A 21,625-nucleotide genomic window follows, 5' to 3' on the forward strand; every position below is an offset into this window, starting at 1 on the left:
CAAGGCCTCGCCCCGCATCACTTGGGGCATCTTCCCCCTTCCCCGCATCCCTGTTTCCGCTCCTGCCCTATGTTCGTCATCGTCGGCTGGCTGATCGTGATGGTGTGCGTCTTTGGCGTGTTCATCTTTCACGGCGGCAATATCGGTGTGGTGCTCACAGCTTTGCCCTTCGAAATGATCACGATCGGGGGGGCGACGATGGGTGCCTTCGTCGCCAACAACCAAATGAAGGTCATCAAGGCCAGCCTCAAAGGGTTGGGGACTTGCTTCAAAGGTAGCAAGTACACCAAGGCCCGCTATATGGAACTGCTGGCGCTGCTCTTCGACATCCTGCAAAAGGCCCGCAAAGAAGGGCTGATGGCCATCGAAAAGGACGTCGAAGAACCCCATTCTTCGGAAATCTTCAAACGGCACGGTGACGTGGGCCACGACCACCATGTCGTCGAATTCATCACGGATTACCTGCGCATGATGGTCTCCGGCAACCTCAATGCCCACGAAATCGAGTCGCTGATGGACAGCGAAATCGACACCCACCATCAAGAAGAACACGCTGCGGTGGCTGCATTGCAGCGCATAGCAGGCGGGCTGCCCGCTTTCGGGATCGTCGCTGCGGTGCTCGGCGTGGTCAACACCATGGGTTCGGTGGGGCAACCACCTGCCGTGCTGGGGGGGATGATCGCCTCGGCGCTGGTGGGCACCTTCTTGGGGATTCTGCTGGCCTACGCCTTCGCCGAACCCCTGGCCGGTCTGCTAGAACAAAAGGTCGAGGAAGCCGGCAAGGAATTCCAGTGCATCAAGACAACGCTGCTGGCCAGCATGCAAGGGTACAACCCGGCAACAGCCATCGAGTTCGGCCGCAAGGTGCTCTACTCCACCGACCGGCCGACGTTCCAGGAACTCGAAGCCTTCGTCAAGAAGAAATAACGAACGGCATAGTCCCACCCGATAGCCATGGCAACGGAGGCCAAGAAACTACAACCCATCATCATCAAGCGTGTCAAGAAAGGGGGACACGCTGCGCACGGGGGTGCGTGGAAGATCGCCTACGCGGACTTTGTGACCGCGATGATGGCCTTCTTTCTGCTGATGTGGCTGTTGGGCAGCACCACCGAAGGCGACAAAAAGGGTTTGTCCGACTTCTTCCAGTCACCCCTGAAAGTCGCGATGCTGGGGGGCAGCGGTTCGGGTTCGAGTTCGAGTCCCATCATGGGCGGCGGCTCCGACCTGACCCAATCGGCTGGCATGACGCGGAAGGGCGACGGCGAAATCAAAAAAACATCTACGCAAAAACAAAAAAAAGAGCAGCAGGCCAAGGATGACGCTCGCAAACTCGCCGAGCTCAGCGCAAAAATCAGCGCAATCATCACCAATACCCCCGCTCTTGCGGAATTCAGCAAACAGATCATTCTGCGCATGACGCCAGACGGACTACAAATCCAGATCGTCGATGAGCAAAACCGGCCCATGTTCGACAGCGGCAGCGCCGTCGTCAAACCCTATATGCGCGAGATCCTGCGTGAAATCGGCAAGGCGCTCACGGGTATCGAGCACCGCATCAGCCTTGATGGCCACACCGACCAAACGCCTTATGGATCCGGGGTATTCGGCTACAGCAACTGGGAGCTTTCCGCCGACCGCGCCAATGCATCCCGGCGGGAGCTGGTCAGCGCCGGGATGCCCGACGAACAAGTGGCCCGCGTGATGGGCTTGGCATCGAGCGTGCTGATGGACCATGAAAACCCGCGCGGCGCAGCGAATCGTAGAATCAGTATCACTGTGATGACCCGGGAGGCCGAGGAACGTCTTCTGGGCCCAAGGCGCACCGAGCAGGAGCCTGTGGAACCCGTCCACTGAGCCTCACGTCAGACAGCGTCGCAGCCCGGCCATGCCGGGTAGGGTCTTTCTCGCAGAGAATCTTCCATCCTCGAAAGGCTTTTTCATGGCCAGCACCCTCAAATTCCTGGTAGTAGACGATTTTTCGACGATGCGTCGCATCGTCCGCAACTTGCTCAAGGAAAGTGGATACACCGAAGCCGACGAAGCGGAAGATGGCGCCGCCGCCCTGCACAAGCTGCGCAATGGGCATTTCGACTTCGTCGTCAGCGACATCAACATGCCCAACCTCAACGGCTTCCAATTGCTGGCCGAAATCAAGAAAGACGAGAAGCTCAAGCATCTCCCCGTTCTGATGGTCACCGCCGAGGCCCGCAAGGAAGACATCGTTCTTGCCGCTCAGCAGGGGGCTGCGGGGTATATCGTCAAACCGTTCACCAAGGCCACGCTGGAAGACAAGGTCAATTTGATCTTGACAAAACTGGGAATGAAATGATGGGAGACACCATGCACGAGTCTGCCGAACCCGCGTCATCGCAAACTGCTGCGGATTTTCATGATGTGCATCTGCGGCTGGGGTCGCTGACGCGCCAGCTCCACGATTCTCTGAATGGTCTGGGGCTGACCGACAAGGTGCGCACCTGGGCTGGCGAGCTGCCAGACGCCAAAAGCCGCCTTTCGTACATCGCCCGCCTGACGGGTGAGGCCGCCGAGAAGGTGCTCAATAGCGTGGATCAGGCCAAGGTTCACCACGATCACATTGCGGAAGAAACCCGCCGCATCGGCGCACTCCTCGCCGCAGACCCCGCCGCCGCCGTGGCCCAAGGCCACGTGGCGCAATTCGTCGCCGAAGTCGACCGCACCAGCCGGGAAATCGATCAGAACCTGACTGACATCATGATGGCGCAGGATTTCCACGATCTCACTGGGCAAGTCATCACCCGCGTCGTGAGCCTGGCTGCCAACATCGAAGAACAGCTCGTCCAGCTTCTGATCGTGACCGCGCCGCCCGAAGCGCAGGGTATCCCTGCCCAGTTGCTTGCCAAGAGTACCGAGCACGCGCTTGATGGCCCCGTGGTCAATGCGGCAAACCGCACGGACGTGGTGCAAGGCCAGTCCGAGGTCGACGATCTGCTTGCCAGCTTGGGGTTTTGATTTCCAAGCCTGGGAAGCCGGATGTTGCCCCGCAAAGCCGGGGCTTTTTTTTGACGGTTTTTTGCTTGGTATGCCGGAATATGCATACGCCAAGTGCCCATACCCCTCAGTTTGCGCTGCGCATCACTCTTGTGCAAGAGCGACAGCAGTTACAAACCAGCGCCTGAAGTACCTCCCTTTCTCGCCTCTTTTCTTCCTTTAGCCCCCAGCAAGGGGTTTGGACAATGGGGAAAACCAGTTTTTTTCCCCATCATGGATTCCGGAAGTCAAGATCGCAATTTACCGGCCACGGAGCACAAGCTCCGCAAGGCTCGGGATGACGGACAGGTCGCCCGCTCTCGCGACCTCACGCACCTGGCCGTACTCGGCGCCGGAGCGGCATGCCTTGTCCTGCTTGGGCCGACGATCTTCCAGCACCTGCACAACGAGCTGGGAATCCAACTCACTTTCGACGTACACGCAGTCCACGACCCCCTGGTCATGACGCAACGCCTCGGAGCGATGGTCGCCGTCGGACTCACAGCCACGGTGGCGCTGGGCGCGATCATCTCCCTCGTCGCCATGCTAGGCAATGTGGCAACCGGGGGGTTGGTACACAGCCTCAAGCCGATCACTCCCGACCTCACCCGCCTCGACCCGCTCGCAGGCTTTGGCCGGTTGTTTTCCAAGGACAAGCTGTTTGAGACGGCCAAGATGGTCTTCATCGCCAGCATGTTGCTGGTTGTCGGCTACCTCTACCTGTCCTCCGGGCTCGAACACCTTCGCGGCCTGGTACTGCAACCCGGCGACTGGGCCGTGGCGTACCTCAGCCATTGGCTGTACCAGGGGCTGGGGATGTTGCTACTCATCATCCTTGTCGTCGCGGTGATCGACATTCCCTTGCAGCAATTCCTGCACAAGTCTCGCCTGAAGATGTCGCACCAGGAAGTCAAGCAGGAAAACAAGGAGTCCGAAGGCAACCCGGAAATGAAGGGGCACATGCGCAGGCGCCAGAGCGAAATCGCCAATGGCAACAGCATCCAGGCCGTTCCCAAAGCGGATTTCGTCGTGATGAACCCGACCCACTATGCCGTCGCGATCCGCTACGACGAATCCGCGATGCAGGCTCCCCACGTCATTGCCAAGGGCGCCGACTTGCTTGCTTTCAAGATTCGCGACCTCGCCCGCGAATGCGAGATTCCCGTCCTCCAAGCCCCGGTCCTGGCTCGCGCCCTGTACGCGCACGCCGAACTCGACCGCGAGATTCCCAGCACCCTCTACACCGCCGTTGCGCAGGTATTGGCCTATGTATACCGGCTGCGTTCGGCAATGCGCGGCAACGGCCCCATGCCAGACGAACCACCCCAGCCCTTCGTTCCGCCGGAACTGGACCCGCATTCCAGGGTGATCGGCGCCGCCATCGCCCAGTGATCCCCTTCCCTCGTTTTCGTCCCCACGACAACCATAACGCCTGCGTGATGCCATGAACATCTCCCTGCAATCCATCAAGCAATGGTTCAGCAACCACGTCTCTGCGGCCCAAAGCGCCGGAGCGCCGATTCTGGTGGTGGCCATCCTGTCGATGATGGTTTTGCCACTGCCTTCGTGGATGCTCGACACCTTCTTCACGATCAACATCGCCGTGGCGCTGATGGTGATGATGGTCGCGGCATACATGATCCGTCCGCTGGACTTTGCCGCCTTTCCCGCAGTGCTGCTGCTCACGACGCTGCTGCGTCTGTCGCTCAATGTCGCGTCCACCCGCGTCGTTCTGATCGAAGGGCATACTGGGCCTGGCGCCGCTGGCGCGGTGATCGAGGCCTTCGGCCACTTCCTGATCGGCGGCAACTTCGCAGTCGGTTTGATCGTGTTCGCGATCCTCGTCGTCATCAACTTCATCGTTGTGACCAAGGGCGCCGAGCGCATCGCTGAAGTGGCCGCACGCTTTGCCTTGGACGCGATGCCCGGCAAGCAAATGGCCGTCGATGCCGACCTCAACGCCGGGTTGATCGACGAGAAAGAAGCCAAGCGCCGCCGTGCGGAAGTCTCGGAAGAGGCTGATTTCTTCGGATCAATGGACGGTGCGTCCAAATTCGTTCGTGGCGACGCCATCGCCGGCATCCTGATCTTGCTGATCAACATCATCGGCGGCTTGGGCGTCGGGATGCTCCAGCACGACCTCAGCGTCAGCCAGGCCGCCAACAGCTACATCCTGCTGGCCATTGGTGATGCATTGGTCGCCCAGATTCCCGGTTTGCTGATTTCGGTGGCGGCTGCGATGGTCGTTTCCCGCGTTGGCAAAGATCGCGACCTGAGCGGGCAGATCATCTCGCAGGTATTCATCTCCCCGCGCGCACTGGCCATCAGCGGGACGATCATGGGAGTGCTGGGGCTGATCCCCGGGATGCCCCACACCGTATTTCTGGCCGTGTCTTTCGTGCTGGGCTACGCTGCCTGGTTCCTCTCGCACAAGAAAGAACCCGTCGACGAAGCGCCCGCCACACCCGCCCCCGCTGCCGATACCGAAGCAAGCTGGGACGACTTGCAGCCCGTCGATCAGCTTGGGCTGGAGCTGGGATACCGCCTCATCGCGCTGGTCGACAGGAACCGCCACGGCGACCTGCTCACGCGCATCAAGGGGGTACGCCGCAAGTTTGCGCAGGAAGTCGGCTTTCTGCCCCCGCCGGTGCATGTGCGTGACAACCTCGAACTCAAGCCAAGCTGCTACCGCATCACCTCACGCGGGGTCATCGTCGGAGAAGGGGAAGCCTTCCCCGGGCAATTCCTGGCCATCAACCCCGGCGGCATCACCACCCCGCTCGTCGGCACCCCAACGACCGATCCCGCCTTCGGCCTACCGGCACACTGGATCGATGAATCGCAAAAGGAAGCCGCACAAATGGCCGGGTTTACCGTGGTTGATTCTGAGACTGTCATGGCCACCCATTTGTCACACTTGATGCAAGTGCACGCCGCAAAGTTACTGAGCCGCACCGAGACCCAGCAACTCGTCGAGCACGTCGCGAAACAAGCCCCCAAACTCATCGAAGAAGTGGTACCCAAAATGGTTCCCATCGCCGTATTCCAGAAGGTGTTGCAGCTTCTGCTCGAAGAGTCGGTGCATATCCGCGATATCCGCACGATCATCGAAACCCTGGCAGAACATGCAACCACCGTGAGCGACTCCATCGAACTCGCCCGCCGTGTGCGCATCGCCTTGTCCCCGGCGATCGTGCAGCAAATCTATGGCCCCGTCGACGAACTCAATGTGATCGCGATTGATCCCCCGCTGGAACGGCTGCTGGTACAAGCCCTGGGCAATCCATCCGGGCCTGGACAAGCACTCGACCCCGGCGTGGCCGATCTGCTTTCGCGCAAAGCCGCCGAAGTGGCCATGAGACAAGAAGAAATCGGCATCCCCGCCTGTTTGCTGGTTCCCGACGCCATCCGCAACGCGATTGCCCGGCTCGTTCGCCGCGTCGCTCCCCGCTTGCAGGTGCTCGGGCACAGCGAGATTCCTGATACCCACTCCATCCGTATTGGTCCAGTCCTCAAAGGTGCTGCATCATGAACATCCAACGATTCACCGCCCCCACCTCCCGCGAAGCATTGGCCAAGGCCCGCATGACCTTCGGGGAAGGCACGCTGATCCTCTCCAACCGCTCCACCGCAGAAGGCATCGAAGTCATCGCCACCGGCGAGGACACGCTTGCAGCGCTCGACCAGGCCGATGCGGCGCGCCGCAACACCCGTGCGGTATCGACCAAGCCCGCCGCGCCCATGGCTTCCACAACATCGGCAGCGTCGGCATCCTCCGCAGGCGCGGCAGGATCGGAAATCGGCGGGGTCCCCGTCGACGACGCGACGAAGCTGGCGATGAGCACGCTCTCCTTCCAAGACTATGTGCGCGAACGCATGCTGCGCCGCCGCCAGGAAAGCCTGCGTGCCCAGACCGCTCCCGCCACGACTGCCCTGTCGGAGCGTGCAGCAGACCAGTTGGAATCCCGCACGGATCGGCGCTTTGGGACGATCCACTTCGCGCCCCCAACGCCCACGCCCGCCAAAACCGCAGCGCCCGCCGTCCACACATCCCATGCCGCCCCTGCGGCCCCCGCCATGGTTTCCTCGTCCATGCCCGCTGGGCTGGTCGACGAGTTGCAGGCCATGAAGACGATGATCGAAGAACGCTTCAACACACTCACCTGGCTGGGGCAGGCACGCCAAAACCCCATCCATTCCAACCTCATGCTCAAGCTGCTGCGTTCGGGCTATTCGCCCACGCTGGCCCGCACGATCCTGGAACGCATGCCCGAGCACCTAGAGCCTTCCGAGGCCATGCGCTGGATCATCGACGTTCTCGTTCGCAACCTGCGCACCGACGCCGCAGCCCCTGCCCTGCACGAAAAAGGCGGATGCTTCGCGCTGATCGGCGCCACCGGCGTCGGCAAGACGACAACAGTCGCCAAGCTCGCCGGGCTATGCACGCAAGCCCACGGCCCCAACAGCGTCGGGCTGATCACCCTCGATACCTACCGCGTCGGCGCACATGAACAGCTCCGTACCTACGGCCGGATGCTTGGCGTCGTGGCCCACCTTGCGCACGACCGCGCCGCGCTCCAAGACTTGCTGGGCCTGCTTTCCAACAAAAAGATGGTGCTCATCGACACGACCGGCATCGCCCCCAACGACCCCCGCAAGCGCGACATGCTCGACATGCTCGACCTGCCAGAAGTCACCAGACTGCTCGTCCTCAATGCCGGAAGCCACGGCGACACCATCGACGACGTCGTCGCCTCGTTCAAATCCGGCGGATCGCAACAAACGATCCTCTCCAAAATCGACGAAGCCGCCAAGATCGGCCCCGCGCTTGATGCGTGCATCCGCCACCAGCTCCTGCTGCGCGGCGTAACGACAGGCCAGAAAGTGCCGCAGGACTGGGAGCGTGCGGACGCATCGAAGCTCACCGCCCTGTCGATGCGTGCGCCGAACAAGTCTGCCTACGATCCCAAAGCCGCCGAGCTGAACTTTTTCTTCTCGGAGGCCACCCCTCTTGCTGCAGGGAGGTTCCATGCTTGATGCCGAACTCCACCAAGCCAGCGGGCTATGGGGCCTGGCCCGCCCGCTGACCACGCGCTGCACGGCCATCGTGCGCCACAGCAACCCGGAGCCTCACGAATGGCCCCTGCTGTGGAGCCTGTGCCAAGCTTGGCGGGATATGGGTCTCGACGTGCTCGTCCTCGACGGGCTGAGCGTGGAAAGCCCGGACAACCCCGGGCTGGAGCAGCTATTGCACGATCGGCACCTGCCCCCCAACGCTGCGCCGGGGGATGGATGGGTCGTGCTGCCTGCCCAGACAGGGATCGCGACGATCTCGGAAGTTGGCATGTCGCTCGACGGGCTGGGGAGCCTGCTGGGCGACTATGGCGTCGTTGCCCTCTATACGGACATCGCCACCTGGCCCAAAACCTTCACTGCGTGCGGGCTGTCTCCCCTCGTGCCGCTCCATGCGCACTCCACCTCTACCGTTCATGCGTACCTGGCTGTGAAACACCTGCTGGTGCAGGCGCAATTGCGCCCCACAATTGCTAATATCGCGCCCATTGTTGCGCCCGTTGCACACGCCGCCTCCCGCCTGACCGATGCCTCCCTTTCCGCTATGAATGCCGTTGCGCCCACCGAAGCAGCCTTGCGCAATTTGCAGCGCTGCTCCCGCGAGTTCTTGGGGTTTGAACCCGACGCGCTGACGGTTCGCCTACCTGCGCATGGCGACTGTTCCCGGGATGACGTGTTGCGTCTGGCGCTGCTGATGCTGGAAAACAGCGTGGAACTGGGCAGTGCCCACGCCGCGTTGCTCCACTGACTGCACTGACTGCACTACAGCGGCCCTAGCTTGGCCGCAGCCATCCATTCCGCTCTGATGTACACCGCCAAGGGTCAGCTTGATCGCAACGCGTTGATCCACCAGTACCAGCCACTGGTGCGCAAACTTGCGTACCACATGATGGCCAAACTTCCTGCGAATGTGGAGATCGACGACCTCATCCAGGTGGGGTTGATCGGCTTGTCCGAAGCGCTCGCCCGCTTCGAATCCACCCAGGGCGTGCAATTCGAGACCTTTGCGACGCAACGCATTCGTGGAGCCATGCTCGACGAGCTACGCGAGTACGACTGGGTTTCACGCGGGACGCGCAAAAGCCAGCGGGACATTGAAGACGCGATGCGCCACGTCGAGCATCGTCTCGGCCGCATTCCCCTGGAAAGCGAAGTCGCCGAGGAAATGGGCATCACCTTGGCCCAGTACCAAAGCCTGCTCACCAAGGTGCGCGGGAGCCAGCTCCTCTACCTCGAAGACCTGCAAAGCAACGCGGACGACGAGGAAGGCTTTCTGGACCACCACGCCGGCGACCCCGAATCCGACCCCATCCGCATCCTGCGGGACCAACGCCTGCGCCAGGCCCTCGTCGCCGCAATCAAGGGTCTGCCCGAGCGCGAACAGCAGATCATGAGCATGTACTACGAGCAGGACATGAACCTCAAGGAAATCGCTGCCGTGCTCGACATCACCGAATCGCGGGTCTGCCAGCTCCACAGCCAATCCGTGGCGCGGCTGCGGACCAAATTGCGGTCGCACTGAGAAATTTTGGCTTTGTGCATTCTAGGGTTGAAACCGGGTTTTGAAGCGAGGGCTGGATAAACGCCTGTTTTGTGCAAAAGTTGGTTGAAAACCCAACCAGTCGGTTACACTGTTTTGTGCAAACTAAGGTTGGAACAAAACATGGCAGAAACGACAGGAACAGCTTCCACGCTGGCGGACTTCATTTGGAAAAACGCTGAATACCTTTGGGGGGACTTCAAGCACACGGACTTTGGCAAGATCATCCTGCCCTTCACGCTGCTTCGACGGCTGGAGTGCGTGCTGGAGCCAAGCCGTCAAGAGGTGCTGAACAGTCACGCCACATTCAGGGATTCGGGTATCCACCTGGATGTGATCTTGAGGCAGGCAACCCGATACCCTTTCTACAACACCTCCAAGTACGCGCTGGGGAACTTGGGCAGCGGCAAGACAGCACAGAACCTGCTCGACTACATCTCCCATTTCTCTGACAACGCCAGAGTCATTTTTGACCAGTTCGATTTCTCGAACACAGTCTCTCGCTTGAACAAGGCTGGCGTTCTCTACAAGATTTGCCAGAACTTCGCCAAAGTCGATTTGCACCCAAATGAAGTGCCAGATCGCGTGATGAGCAACCTCTATGAACACCTGATTCGCCGGTTTGGTGCTGAGGTGAATGAAGGTGCTGAGGATTTCATGACACCACGCGATGTGGTGCATCTGGCAACGTCCCTGCTGCTTGACCCTGACGATGCCTTCTTTGCATCGCACCCAGGTTTGATTCGCACCCTGTATGACCAGACATGCGGCACTGGCGGGTTCCTGTCAGATGCGATGAATCATGTTGCCGATCACAGCAGCCATTACAAGGTGCCACCTGTGCTGGTTCCTTACGGGCAAGAGTTGGAGCCTGAAACGCATGCAGTGTGCCTCACGGCCATGTTGCTTCGCACGCTGGAAACCGACCCAGGTCGAGATCTGTCGAAAAACATCAAACTGGGTTCAACACTCTCTGCTGACCACTTCAAAGGTGAGCGGTTTCATTACAGCGTCAGTAATCCCCCTTTCGGAAAAAAGTGGGAAAAAGATGCCGATGCCGTCAACCTGGAGCACAAGGAAAAGAAGTACGAAGGTCGCTTTGGGCCAGGCTTGCCGCGCATCAACGATGGTTCCATGCTGTTTTTGATGAACCTTGCGAGCAAGATGGAGTTGCCTGCCAACGGTGGTGGCAGAGCGGCCATTGTTCTTTCTGGATCGCCTTTGTTCAACGGAGGCGCGGGGTCTGGTGAATCTGAAATCCGCCGCTGGTTGCTGGAGAACGATCTGGTGGAAGCCATCGTGGCACTGCCCACGGAAATCTTCTTCCGCACGGGCATTGGCACCTACCTGTGGATTCTCTCGAACAAGAAGCCAGAAAACCGCAAAGGACGGGTGCAATTGATCAACGCAACGGGCCTGTGGACTGCTATCAAAAACGAAGGCAACAAGCGACGCATCATCAGTGATGAGCAACGCGCACAAATCCTGGAGATTTACGCAGCAGCCCAAGACGGCCCCATTAGCAAAATGCTGGACTACCGCACGTTCGGTTACCGCCGCATCACGGTGGAGCGGCCCTTGCGTATGCGGTTTGAAGCCAGTGACGAATGGGTGGCGAACTTCAACGCCATGACCAACGGTGCCCATGCTGAAGCGTTTACCAAAGTCAGAGGCAACTTTGACAGCTTACAAACCTTGTTTGCAGCGGCTGGCATCAAGAAAATGCCCAAGGGACACCTGAAAGAGTTGATGGCGGTCATAGGCATCAAAGACCCAGAGGCTCAGCCCATGCTCGATGAAAAGGGCAACGTGATGCCCGACAGCGACTTGCGGGATAACGAAAACGTTCCACTGGGCCAAGATATTCGGGACTACTTCGCAAAGGAAGTCCTTGCCCATGTGCCGGATGCCTGGATCGATGAAACCAAGCGGGACGAGAAGGACAAAAAGGTCGGCATCGTCGGCTACGAAATCAACTTCAACCGATTTTTTTATCAGTATGTGCCGCCACGCAAATTGACTGATATTGACGCTGATCTTAAAGCCGTGGAAGCTGAGATAGCTGACTTGTTGGGCGAGGTGACGGAATGAGCCATTACAAACCATATCCTGCGTACAAAGAATCCGGTGTTGAATGGATTGGACAGGTGCCAGAGCACTGGGGGGTTAAGCCTATTTATTCCGTTGCATCACTTAGAAATGGCTTCCCGTTTAAGGCTGAGCTATTTAGAAAAGAAGGGGCGAAGTCGAACAGAATCTTGCGAATCCGTGATATCAGCGGAGATGATGAGGCAATCTATTCTGATGAACCATCCCCAAAGATGGCTGAGATCAAAAGTGGTGATATCTTAATCGGTATGGATGGTGATTTTAATGTTCATCTCTGGGAGCGTGGAAATGCAAAACTAAATCAGCGAATGTGCGCTGTAAATGGAAATACAAATGAGATTTCTTATTTTCTAAGTCATTCCGTAGCGATTCCTCTCAAGATGGTCAATGATTTGGCCTATGCAACTACGGTTAAACACCTGTCATCCTACGAAGTATTGCATACACGCGTTCCGATTCCGCCACAGGAAGAGCTGAAATTCATCAATCAAACGCTCAACCGCGAAACCACCCGCATCGACACCCTCATTTCCAAGAAAACCCGCTTCATCGAACTCCTGAAAGAGAAGCGTCAGGCGCTGATCACTCAGGCTGTCACCAAGGGACTTGATCCCAATGTGAAGATGAAGGATTCAGGGGTGGAGTGGATTGGGGAGGTGCCTGAACATTGGCAAGTAGCAAGAATCAAAAGACATGCGAAGATTCGCACAGAACGCAGAAATGACATTTCCAGTGGCGTAATTTATATCGGACTTGAGGATGTTGAAAGCAAGTCTGGTAAATATAAGCCAATCAGTAGAAATTCTCGGCAATCAGAAGACTCAACAGTAGGGGTTTTTTATAAAGATGATGTCCTTTATAGCAAGCTTCGACCGTATTTGCGAAAATCGATTGTGACTAAGATGGATGGCACCTGCTCCACTGAGTTCTTGGTTCTAAAGACAAATAACACAAATCCTCGCTGGCTGAACCAGTGGTTACTCACGACAGAGGTAACACATCAAATTGAGGCGGGTTGCGAAGGAGCCAAAATGCCTCGCGCAGATTGGGAGCATGTCGCTTCTATTGAGATGCCCGCTCCGAATGAAGAAGAACAAGTCCGCATTCTTGTTGCCCTTGACCGCGAAACCACCCGCATCGATACGTTAATTGAAAAATCAAAGCTCAGCATCGACCTCCTAAAAGAACGCCGCTCAGCACTCATAACAGCCGCCGTAACAGGTCAAATCGATCTCCGGGAGGCGGTATGAGCTTCGTCAAGCCATCAACTCGCGCAGTGCCTGTGGGTGGGTTTGTGCGATGCGCAGCAGAGAGCGTGCAGCACCCGAAGGTTCGCGCCTGCCTTGCTCCCATTCCTGCAAGGTGCGAACCGAAACGCCCAGCATGGCGGCAAAGGCAATTTGGGGCACGCCAACTTTGGCACGGGCTTCAGCCGCTGCTGTCGGGGTCACCACGGTGGTTCGGGCGGCTTTGCCCGCTTTCATCTGCCGCACCGATTCCAGCAAGTCGTTCTGGAACTGTTCCATCTCTTTATCCATGTTCTACCTCATATCGAAGTTTGGCTAAAAACTGGGGCGGCAAGTTGTCAAACTTGGCCTTGGCATACACGATCAAAAGCCATATCCGGCCCTCAACCTCAGTGAAATACACGACGCGCACACCGCCACGCTTGCCCATTCCACCTCGACTCCAGCGAATCTTTCTGCACCCGTTGGAGCCTGGGATGACATCTCCAGCGAATGGGTTCACCGCGATCCAGTTCACAAACGCCGTTCGCTCATCCGCCGTCCATACCGTTTCCGCATATCGCTGGAAGATTTCGGTTTCAGAAACGGTAAACATGCGCCCAATGATACGTCATTGCCGTAGTAAAAACAAGATTCAGGGAGTCAATCGATGACCTCGGCAGACACAGCGCACCAAGAAAAGCATTTCGAGTCCTACGTCATCTCGAAGCTGGCTGCACAAGGCTGGAAAGTGGGCGAGACCAGCCAGTACGACACCGAGCGGGCTTTGTACCCAGAGGACGTTGTTGCGTGGTTGCAGGCAACCCAGAAAGCCAAGTGGGACAAGCTTTGCAAAGACAACGGGGATCGTGCCCAAAACTTGCTATTGGACAAGGTGGCATCTGCCCTGGACAAGCATGGAACTGTGCAGGTGCTGCGCCAGGGGCTGCCCATCGCGGGGTGCGGCCACATTGACTTGTCCGAGGCGGCTCCTGAAGACAAGCGAAATGAAGACGTTCTGAAGCGGTATGCCGCAAACATCTTGCGCGTCGTGCCCCAGTTGCAGTACCACCCTTCACGCAAGCTGGCGATGGATCTGGTGCTGTTCATCAACGGCTTGCCCGTTGCCACGGTGGAACTCAAAACCGACTTCACGCAGTCCGCTGAATCGGCCATGGAGCAGTACCGTACAGATCGCTTGCCCTATGACCCCAAGAGCAAGCGCAAGGAGCCGTTGCTGACGTTCAAACGTGGGGCAGTGGTTCACTTTGCCATGTCTGATTCAGACATTCAGATGGCTACGAAGTTGGACGGTGCCAACACCTTTTTCCTGCCCTTCAACCAGGGCAACGCCGGACATGCAGGCAACCCTGCACGTGCGGACAAGGAATACCCCGTGGCCTACTTCTGGGAGCAGATTTGCCAACCCGATGCTTGGTTGCGCGTGTTTCACAGCTTTGTTTATGTCGAGAAGAAGGACGTTGTTGACCTCAAGGGCAATTGGTCGAAGAAGGAAACACTGATCTTTCCGCGTTTCCACCAGTGGGCTGCCGTCAACGGCATGATTGCCGACGCATACAAGAACGGCCCTGGCCTGTCATACCTGTGTGACCACAGCGCGGGTTCAGGCAAAACCAGCACGATCTCCTGGACGGCTCACGATCTGGTCAAGCTGCGCAAGGACAATGGAGAAGCCATCTTCAGCAGCGTCATCATCGTCACAGACCGCACCGTTCTCGATGGACAGTTGCAGGATGCCGTCAAGCAAATTGACCATCAATTTGGCGTGATTGCGGCCATTGACCGCCAAAAATCCTCCAAGTCAAAAAGCGAGCAATTGGCTGAGGCCATGCGCACTGGCGTGCCGATCATCGTGGTCACCATCCAGACCTTTCCCTACGCGATGGAAGCCATCGTCACGGACAAGAGCCTGAAGGGCAAAAACTTCGCGGTGATCATCGATGAGGCCCACGCATCACAAACAGGCACCACGGCTGCAAAACTGCAATCGGCACTCGCCATGAGTGGGGCCGGACAGATGTCAGGCCTGACTGTCGAAGAGTTGCTGGAGCAACTGCAAAAGTCCCGCGCACGCCCTGAAAACATCAGCTATTTCGCGTTCACAGGCACGCCCAAACATTCCACATTGATGTTGTTTGGAAGGCCCCCTGACCCCACGAGAAAAGCCGACAAAGACAACATGCCCCAGCCGTTTCATCGCTACACCATGCGTCAGGCGATTGAAGAGGGCTTTATCCTGGACGTGCTTCAAGGCTTCGTGCCGTACAAGACGGCATTCCACTTGGGTAAGCAGCTTGAGGACAAAAAACGGGTAAGCGGCAAGCAGGCCAAACGTGCGCTTGCGCAGTGGATGACCCTGCACCCAACCAACGTGACACAGAAGGTGCAGTTCATCATCGAGCACTTCAGCAAGAACGTCGCGCACCGTTTGGACGGGAAGGCCAAAGCGATGGTGGTGACCAGTTCCCGTGCGGCTGTCATTCGTTACAAAAAGGCCTTTGATGCCTACATTGCCAAACACACAGAGTATTCGAGCATCCGCTCGTTGGTGGCCTTCTCCGGCAAGATGACCGGAAAGCAGGTGATGCACTCAGACGATGAGCGCATCTCGGGCGAGACATTCATTGCAGATGAAGACGAGGAGTTCACCGAAATCAACATGAACCCCGATGTGGCGGGCCAGGATTTGCGGATTGCATTCGACCGCCCCGAATACCAACTGATACTGGTGGCCGACAAGTTCCAGACTGGGTTCGACCAGCCAAAGTTGGTGGCGATGTATGTGGACAAGAAGATAGCCAACGATGTCGAAATTGTGCAGACCTACTCTCGCCTGAACCGCATGGCTCCAGGCAAGGACGAGGTGTTCATCATCGATTTCGTCAACGATCCCGCCAATGTTCGCCGCGCCTTTGCCCTGTATGACCAAGGAGCGTTGATCGAAGAAGTGCAAGACCCGGATGTCGTCTACGTGATCAAGAAATATCTGGATGACCAACGCTTTTACGAAACTTCCGATCTCGAAAAATTCAAGGAAGCACGCTTCAGGACCATTCGTGACATCACACACGCACAGGAGCCCCAGCACAAGGCACTGTATGCGGCCACGGAACAGCCCACACGCCTGTTCCATCAACGGCGCAAGATGTTGCGCGAAGCGATTGAGACATGGGAGGGTGCATACACCAAAGCGCTGAACCAGGGCGACAAAGCTGGCATGAAGTCAGCAGACCATCATCGCAAAGAGCACGCCGAACAGCTCAAGTCTTTATTGGCATTCAAGTCGGGATTGGGTCGCTTTTGCCGCACCTATGCGTATGTGGCGCAATTGATCGATTTTGGTGACCCGGAGCTGGAGAACTTCGCTGCCTTTGCAAAGCTGCTTCAAAAGCGACTGAGTGGCGAACCGCCTGAAAACGTCGATCTGGTGGGCCTGGTGCTGACAGGGTTTGAGATCAAGTGCAAAACAGAGCCACAAGCCCCTGACGAAAAAACGCCGATCCTCAAACCTGTTGGGCCAGGAGGTGGCGGCGGTGGTGATGACCCCAAATTCCTGCAAGAAATCATCGCCAAGCTCAATGCACTGTTTGGTGATGTGGCACCGTTGAAAGACCAGGCCATATTCGTCAATCACATCACGTCCATCGCCCGAGAAAACGATGTGGTGATGGCGCAGGTGGAAAACAGTCCATCCCGCGAACTCGCTTTAAAGGGCAATCTGCCAGGTGCTGTGCAGCAGGGGGTGGTGCGTGCGCTTACGTCACATCAGAAGCTGGCTACCCTGTTGCTCAAATCCGATAAGCAGGCACTGGCTGGACTCACTGATGTGATCTATGACCTGCTTCGTGATCAAAAAGACATTGATGTAGGTGACATGGGTGTTTGACCTGCTGAACTTACCCGGTGTCACGCCGGTTGATCTGCGAAGCAGCCACAAGGAAATCACCATCGTTGCTGATGTCATTGATGGGGAGGTTCCCAACTGTCCTCAGTGCCAAAAGCCGCTGTATCGGCATGGCAAACGAGTCACCACGTTTGCTGATACACCCATACAGATGCAACCCGTTCGGCTGGAAGTTTCACGACCCCGTTACAGGTGTGCGGAGTGCGCCAAACTGTTGACCCCGGAGCTTCCATTTTTGGATGACCGGCGCAGGGCAACGGCCAGACTGGTTGATGCTGTGCGTGAACGATGTCTGGGACAGACGTTTCACAGCCTTGCTGACCAAACAGGGCTTGCCGTGAACACCATCAAAAACATCGCACATGACTTGATCGCGGAGTTGGAAGCGACTGTCAGATACGAAACACCTGTCATCTTGGGTATTGATGAAGTCATGATTGCTGGCGACTACCGCTGTGTCATGACAAATCTCGCAACGAACAACGTGTTCGAGATTCTTGAGGACAGGACGCAGGATGTCCTGAAGCCTTACTTCAAGACGTTAAAAGACAGAGAGAAGGTGGAATGGGTCTGCACCGACATGTGGAAACCGTTCAAAAACTCCTTCTCAGCCTATCTGCCCAACGCCAAACTGATCATTGATAAATTCCATGTCGTGAAGATGGCATCCGAGGCTCTGGAGGAAGAGCGCAAGGCTTACCAATCCCAACTGACCAAGGATGAGCGCGTTCAGGTCAAAAAGTCGGTTCGCTGGCTGCTTGTGAAAAGGCCAGCGAACCTGAGTCCCAACGAATTGAAGGCTCTGGAGGTTGTGCGCGAGGTAATGCCGGGTTTGGCACTCGCATACGACTTCAAGGAGATGTTCTTCAGGATCTACGACGACCCGGTTAAGGAGTCCGCGATGCGGGCTTTTGAAGCATGGGAAACCTCGTTGCCCGACAAAGAGCTACCCCTGTTTCACAGCTTGGCGAGAACCGTTCACAACCACTACGAAGACATCTTTACCTACTGGGACTCACCCAAGCGAATCACGAACGCTTACACAGAATGTCTGAATGGCCTGATGAAGATGTCCAACAGGATGGGCCGGGGGTACAGCTTCAAAATCATCAGGGCCAAGACCATGTACGCCAAACACGCACGCAAAGTGGGAAGCGGTGTGCGCCTTGCAGCGACAGGTGTGAACAGGGTTTCAACCAAAGGGGGCTTGGAAACGGTGGAGTACGGACCTCACATTCCAACCTTGGTTGAATTGGCGGAGTCGGGCGGTTTAGACTGAAAACTAAGCAGATTCCAACCTCATTTGGCACAAAGCCGAAATTTTTTCCCTGTTTCGGGAGGTTCCCGGTTGGCACTCCTGCCCCCCGCCCTTCTGCCACAGCGCTGTGCTGAGGTAGAAACGACGAGAACCGCGATAGTGCAATGCACTTGGCGATGGGTGTCGTTTACGCCCTTACGCCACCGCTGCGCGGAATTCCCCGCTGGATCGCCCCACGGAACCAAAGCCCCCTGCCCTGCCATACGCAGATCGACCGGCGGCGCCGTAGGTCGGCGCATTGCGTGGGGAAGGGGCGGCAGGAACGAGGATCCCCAACGCACGCACAGTAGCCGCGCCTTGGCGATGCAACACATCCTGGCATGTTCCCAGCATGGCGACGATACGGCGTGCTCGCTCATGCACCCCCGGCTCGGACGCGCTGCGCGGCATGGCGCGCAGCATCTGCGTCAGCGCCACGCAGCCATGTTGCAGGCGGACACTCGCCTGTTGCAGCTTGTCGGCATCCCGCGCCACGGCTGCTTCTCGCAGCTCCGCGACACAGGCTTCGGCAGCTTCCAGCAATCGCAACACTTCCCGATGCATGGGATTCGTGGCATTCATAGGGTTTATGGAGTTCATGGGGTTCATGGTCGCCTCCTGCTTTCCCCATTGCGGGGCCTAGCGCATTGCGTATACACACCAACGAAAAACGCCCCGCGCTCTTCTTGGAGAAGAGCAGTGCGGGGCGAGGAGAAACGGTAGTGGTAGGTGGCAGTCTGGAAAGACCGACAGTCCCTGAAAAGTACCAGCAGCGCTTACACCCGCGCCCGGCGCAAAGACTCCTGCGCCCCGGCAAGCAGCTTGTCCGCAATGACTTCCGCATTGACGGTGAAAGTGCCTTTGCTGATGGCTTCGCGCATCGCGGCGACCTTTTTCATGTCGATATCCCCGGCAGCGCTGGCGCCACCGGTTTCCATCGTGCGCGCCAAGGTGGAAACAGACACTGCCACCCCGGCGGATTGGGTGCTCTGGGTTGCAGAAGTTTGGGCCTGCGTGCTGGCGTTGGCCTGCTTGGCTTGCGTCTGGGTTGCCTGGGCGGCGTGGGTTGCACTCTCGTTGCCAACGGCATTGGCGGAGCCTGAACCAGTTCTGGCAGCACCGGCCGCCATGTTGCCGGCCATGTATGGATTGTCGGAAGACGAACTGACTTTCATGATGCTCTCCAAAACCTCGGTGGATGAAACCCCTTGTGGGCATCATCGGCAGGTTCCGGGCAGACTTTAGCGATTTGTGCCCTCCCGAACGGATCACGGGCGATGCAGGCAGCGCGCTCGGAGGCGATTTCGTGCCGAAGATCATAGCGTGACCCCCACGCTGCGATCAGGTTGGACGATGCCCGTGAGGATATTGCCGTTGGTCGTGCGCACCCGCGCCGACTGCCCCACCACCCCGGCAGACAAGGCTTGCGCACTGGTCGTCACCACAAAGCCCCGCCCCATGGCGCGAACGCGCACTTCGGCCCCGGCTGCAAACACCTGTGAAGCCTTGACCATATTCCGGCGCAGCGCCTGCCCAGTCTCCAGCGGGCGGGTCGTGGTAAGCCCCAGCCATTGATCTTGCGTGGCCAGAACCGGGCTGTCGTTGGCAGCCCAGTCCACCTCGGCCAACATGGCATCGTCCGGCCCCAGCACGGTGCCAGAGGCTACCCTGCCCTTAATGACCCATGCCGACCCCCAGGCACGCACAGTGACGGGGAGAAAGACATTCCAGCGCGTGGCGCCTTCCACGCAACGCAGCCCCACGCGGGTGCGGCCCCATAGGCGATTGCCCGGTGGCACATACGGTTCGACGCGATTGCAGGGCGCCAAGCGCAGACGCGGGTCCAGCGCGCCCACTTCCACGTCCAGGCGCAGGTTCTCCACTGCCATCTGCTGTGTCTGCGCAGCCAGCCATTGCTGCGTCAGGCTTTGCTCTGCCGAGGGCGCATGGGTCTCTGCCACTGCCGCCCACACCATGAAAGCGCTGCATACGCATAGCGTGCGCCATGACATACGCAGGGCAAGCCAACGCGAACGTAGAAAAGACAAACATATAAAAAGAAGCTGCCTGCTTTGCTTCATCGCCATGCTCCCTGGGTAGTGCGGGTCATGCCCAGCAATGTACCCAGCCCCTCGCGGCGCAAAGCCCGAAAGTGCGCAGCGAACCTGCCGTTGTTCGAGCTATAGAAATGTGGCCGTCTCTCCACAATCCGTCCGAAGCCGCTGCACCATCACCGCCCCGAGGCCCCTGCCCCGGCAGCGGTTCCCATGCAGCCTACTGATTAGAAGAAGCGAACTGCGACAACGACCTCACTGCCATAACGCCCTGCATCATGAAAGTCATGCCAGTTTTCCTCACCCCCATCCCCTCTCCCGCTGGGCGAGGGGAGCTTCGCAAAGCCGCTTCGCGACTTGCACAAGAAGGAGATGCGCCATGTTTGCCCATCTGACGAGTGGACTCACCCTACACACCGACGCCCTGGTGCTGCGTTCCCAACGCCAGCGCATCTTGGCTAGCAACATCGCCAATGTGGATACCCCTGGCTACGTTGCCAAAGAGTTCCGTTTTCAGGAAGCGCTGGCGCAGTCCCTGCCTTTTTCCGACAGCCAGCTTCCTGGCCCCCAGGTTCATGTCGCCCTACGGGAACCCGGCTTGCGTACCCATGCCAGCCACCTGACGATCCCAGGCGTGGAAGACAGCGAGATCAAAGGCCCCTCCGCGCTGACGTATGCCCTGCACAGCCAACCTAGCGCGGACGGCAACACGGTAGACCTCGACCGCGAACGCGCCAGCTTTCTGGATAACGCCGTGCATTACGAAGCCACGCTGCGCTTCATCAACGGCTCGTCCAAAACCATGCTCAGCGCGATCCAGGGGCAGTAAGGCATTGCCAACAACCATGACTTTGTGTACCCATTCACCATCATGAAAGTCATGCCCATTGCCCTCACCCCCAACCCCTCTCCCGCTGGGCGAGGGGAGCTTCGCGACTTGCACACCAATTGACCGGGAGGACGACCATGTCCATGTTTTCCATCTTCAGTGTCTCGGGCAGCGCGGTCAGCGCGCAGTCGCAGCGGCTCAACGCCGTCGCCAGCAACCTGGCCAACGTCGATGCCGTCGCCGGGCCGGACGGCCAAGGCTACAAAAGCCGCCAAGTCGTCTTTCAAACCGTGCCGATGGGTTCGGAAGCGACCGCCGGGGTCAAGGTACTGCACATCAAAGAAAGCGATGCGCCCTTCAAGCGCGTCTACAACCCCCACCATCCTTCTGCGGACGCCAACGGCTACGTGCAGTTTTCCAACGTCAACCCCGTGGAAGAAATGGTCAACATGATTTCGGCGTCCCGCTCGTACCAAAACAACGTCGAAGTCATGAACACCGCCAAGTCGCTGCTACTTAAAACATTGCAGTTGGGCCAGTGATCGTCGCGACCATCGCGAATT

20 protein-coding genes are annotated in these 21,625 nt (G+C 58.0%); 15 read left to right on the forward strand and 5 right to left on the reverse strand.

Annotation, left to right across the window (positions count from 1 at the left end; translation table 11 throughout):
* The first annotated feature begins 69 nt into the window (after nt 1-69).
* The 11 genes from motA (at nt 70) to CENROD_RS12460 (ending at nt 12,981) form a co-directional block, all read left to right on the forward strand.
* Nucleotides 70-927, forward strand: a complete 858-nt coding sequence (motA, locus tag CENROD_RS05855) for a flagellar motor stator protein MotA (RefSeq protein WP_022772528.1) — start codon at nt 70-72, stop codon at nt 925-927.
* Nucleotides 928-954: 27 nt separating this feature from the next.
* Nucleotides 955-1,857, forward strand: coding sequence for a flagellar motor protein MotB (gene motB / locus CENROD_RS05860; protein WP_022772531.1), 903 nt, complete (start codon nt 955-957; stop codon nt 1,855-1,857).
* Between the two features lie 85 nt (nt 1,858-1,942).
* A complete protein-coding gene (gene cheY / locus CENROD_RS05865) occupies nt 1,943-2,332 on the forward strand; it encodes a chemotaxis response regulator CheY (protein WP_022772535.1) in 390 nt (129 codons plus the stop codon).
* 11 nt (nt 2,333-2,343) lie between these two features.
* Entirely contained in the window at nt 2,344-2,991 is a 648-nt protein-coding gene (locus CENROD_RS05870) for a protein phosphatase CheZ (RefSeq protein ID WP_041194183.1), read from the forward strand.
* A gap of 252 nt (nt 2,992-3,243) precedes the next feature.
* The gene (locus CENROD_RS05875; RefSeq protein WP_022772541.1) at nt 3,244-4,401 is read left to right on the forward strand and encodes an EscU/YscU/HrcU family type III secretion system export apparatus switch protein; all 1,158 of its coding nucleotides are present in this window, start codon (nt 3,244-3,246) and stop codon (nt 4,399-4,401) included.
* A 52-nt stretch (nt 4,402-4,453) separates the two neighbouring features.
* Nucleotides 4,454-6,541 (forward strand): flagellar biosynthesis protein FlhA, encoded by a 2,088-nt coding sequence (flhA, locus tag CENROD_RS05880; protein WP_022772542.1) that lies wholly within the window; start codon nt 4,454-4,456, stop codon nt 6,539-6,541.
* Complete coding sequence (gene flhF / locus CENROD_RS05885) at nt 6,538-8,046, forward strand: flagellar biosynthesis GTPase FlhF (RefSeq protein WP_022772558.1); 1,509 nt, start codon at nt 6,538-6,540, stop codon at nt 8,044-8,046. Before flhA ends, flhF begins: the two co-directional genes overlap by 4 nt.
* Entirely contained in the window at nt 8,039-8,830 is a 792-nt protein-coding gene (locus CENROD_RS05890) for a hypothetical protein (protein WP_022772565.1), read from the forward strand. The genes flhF and CENROD_RS05890 overlap by 8 nt, the downstream gene beginning before the upstream one ends.
* A 57-nt stretch (nt 8,831-8,887) precedes the next feature.
* Nucleotides 8,888-9,604: an RNA polymerase sigma factor FliA gene (locus tag CENROD_RS05895; RefSeq protein WP_022772567.1), complete on the forward strand. Its 717-nt coding sequence runs from the start codon at nt 8,888-8,890 to the stop codon at nt 9,602-9,604.
* A 141-nt stretch (nt 9,605-9,745) separates the two neighbouring features.
* The gene (locus CENROD_RS05900; RefSeq protein WP_022772573.1) at nt 9,746-11,713 is read left to right on the forward strand and encodes a type I restriction-modification system subunit M; all 1,968 of its coding nucleotides are present in this window, start codon (nt 9,746-9,748) and stop codon (nt 11,711-11,713) included.
* Nucleotides 11,710-12,981, forward strand: coding sequence for a restriction endonuclease subunit S (locus tag CENROD_RS12460; protein WP_022772576.1), 1,272 nt, complete (start codon nt 11,710-11,712; stop codon nt 12,979-12,981). Before CENROD_RS05900 ends, CENROD_RS12460 begins: the two co-directional genes overlap by 4 nt.
* Before the next feature lie 6 nt (nt 12,982-12,987).
* Here the strand turns inward: CENROD_RS12460 and CENROD_RS05910 are convergent, their stop codons facing one another.
* Both CENROD_RS05910 and CENROD_RS05915 read right to left on the reverse strand, forming a co-directional pair.
* Nucleotides 12,988-13,269: a helix-turn-helix domain-containing protein gene (locus CENROD_RS05910; RefSeq protein WP_041193322.1), complete on the reverse strand. Its 282-nt coding sequence runs from the start codon at nt 13,267-13,269 to the stop codon at nt 12,988-12,990.
* Nucleotides 13,262-13,573, reverse strand: coding sequence for a cytotoxic translational repressor (locus tag CENROD_RS05915; RefSeq protein WP_022772583.1), 312 nt, complete (start codon nt 13,571-13,573; stop codon nt 13,262-13,264). The genes CENROD_RS05910 and CENROD_RS05915 overlap by 8 nt, the downstream gene beginning before the upstream one ends.
* Before the next feature lie 54 nt (nt 13,574-13,627).
* Here CENROD_RS05915 and CENROD_RS05920 point away from each other — a divergent pair, with 54 nt between their 5' ends.
* The gene (locus CENROD_RS05920) at nt 13,628-16,864 is read left to right on the forward strand and encodes a type I restriction endonuclease subunit R (RefSeq protein WP_022772587.1); all 3,237 of its coding nucleotides are present in this window, start codon (nt 13,628-13,630) and stop codon (nt 16,862-16,864) included.
* Nucleotides 16,857-18,161 carry an ISL3 family transposase gene (locus CENROD_RS05925; RefSeq protein ID WP_022772591.1) on the forward strand — a complete coding sequence of 435 codons (1,305 nt, stop codon included), beginning with the start codon at nt 16,857-16,859 and terminating at the stop codon, nt 18,159-18,161. The genes CENROD_RS05920 and CENROD_RS05925 overlap by 8 nt, the downstream gene beginning before the upstream one ends.
* 174 nt (nt 18,162-18,335) lie before the next feature.
* Here CENROD_RS05925 and CENROD_RS05930 read toward each other — a convergent pair whose 3' ends face one another.
* The 3 genes from CENROD_RS05930 to flgA all read right to left on the reverse strand — a co-directional run bounded on the left by CENROD_RS05930 (nt 18,336) and on the right by flgA (nt 20,191).
* Nucleotides 18,336-18,761, reverse strand: a complete 426-nt coding sequence (locus CENROD_RS05930; protein ID WP_022772595.1) for a hypothetical protein — start codon at nt 18,759-18,761, stop codon at nt 18,336-18,338.
* 194 nt (nt 18,762-18,955) lie between these two features.
* Nucleotides 18,956-19,354 (reverse strand): flagellar biosynthesis anti-sigma factor FlgM, encoded by a 399-nt coding sequence (flgM, locus tag CENROD_RS05935; RefSeq protein WP_022772598.1) that lies wholly within the window; start codon nt 19,352-19,354, stop codon nt 18,956-18,958.
* 141 nt (nt 19,355-19,495) lie between these two features.
* Nucleotides 19,496-20,191 carry a flagellar basal body P-ring formation chaperone FlgA gene (flgA, locus tag CENROD_RS05940; protein WP_151194595.1) on the reverse strand — a complete coding sequence of 232 codons (696 nt, stop codon included), beginning with the start codon at nt 20,189-20,191 and terminating at the stop codon, nt 19,496-19,498.
* 421 nt (nt 20,192-20,612) lie between these two features.
* Between flgA and flgB the strand changes: the two genes are divergently transcribed.
* Nucleotides 20,613-21,062 carry a flagellar basal body rod protein FlgB gene (gene flgB, locus CENROD_RS05945; protein WP_022772605.1) on the forward strand — a complete coding sequence of 150 codons (450 nt, stop codon included), beginning with the start codon at nt 20,613-20,615 and terminating at the stop codon, nt 21,060-21,062.
* Between the two features lie 137 nt (nt 21,063-21,199).
* Nucleotides 21,200-21,604 carry a flagellar basal body rod protein FlgC gene (gene flgC / locus CENROD_RS05950; RefSeq protein WP_022772609.1) on the forward strand — a complete coding sequence of 135 codons (405 nt, stop codon included), beginning with the start codon at nt 21,200-21,202 and terminating at the stop codon, nt 21,602-21,604.
* Nucleotides 21,605-21,625 lie beyond the last annotated feature (21 nt).

Origin of the sequence: Candidatus Symbiobacter mobilis CR (assembly GCF_000477435.1) — a bacterium.
GTDB classification, from domain to species: Bacteria; Pseudomonadota; Gammaproteobacteria; order Burkholderiales; family Burkholderiaceae_C; genus Rhodoferax; species Rhodoferax mobilis.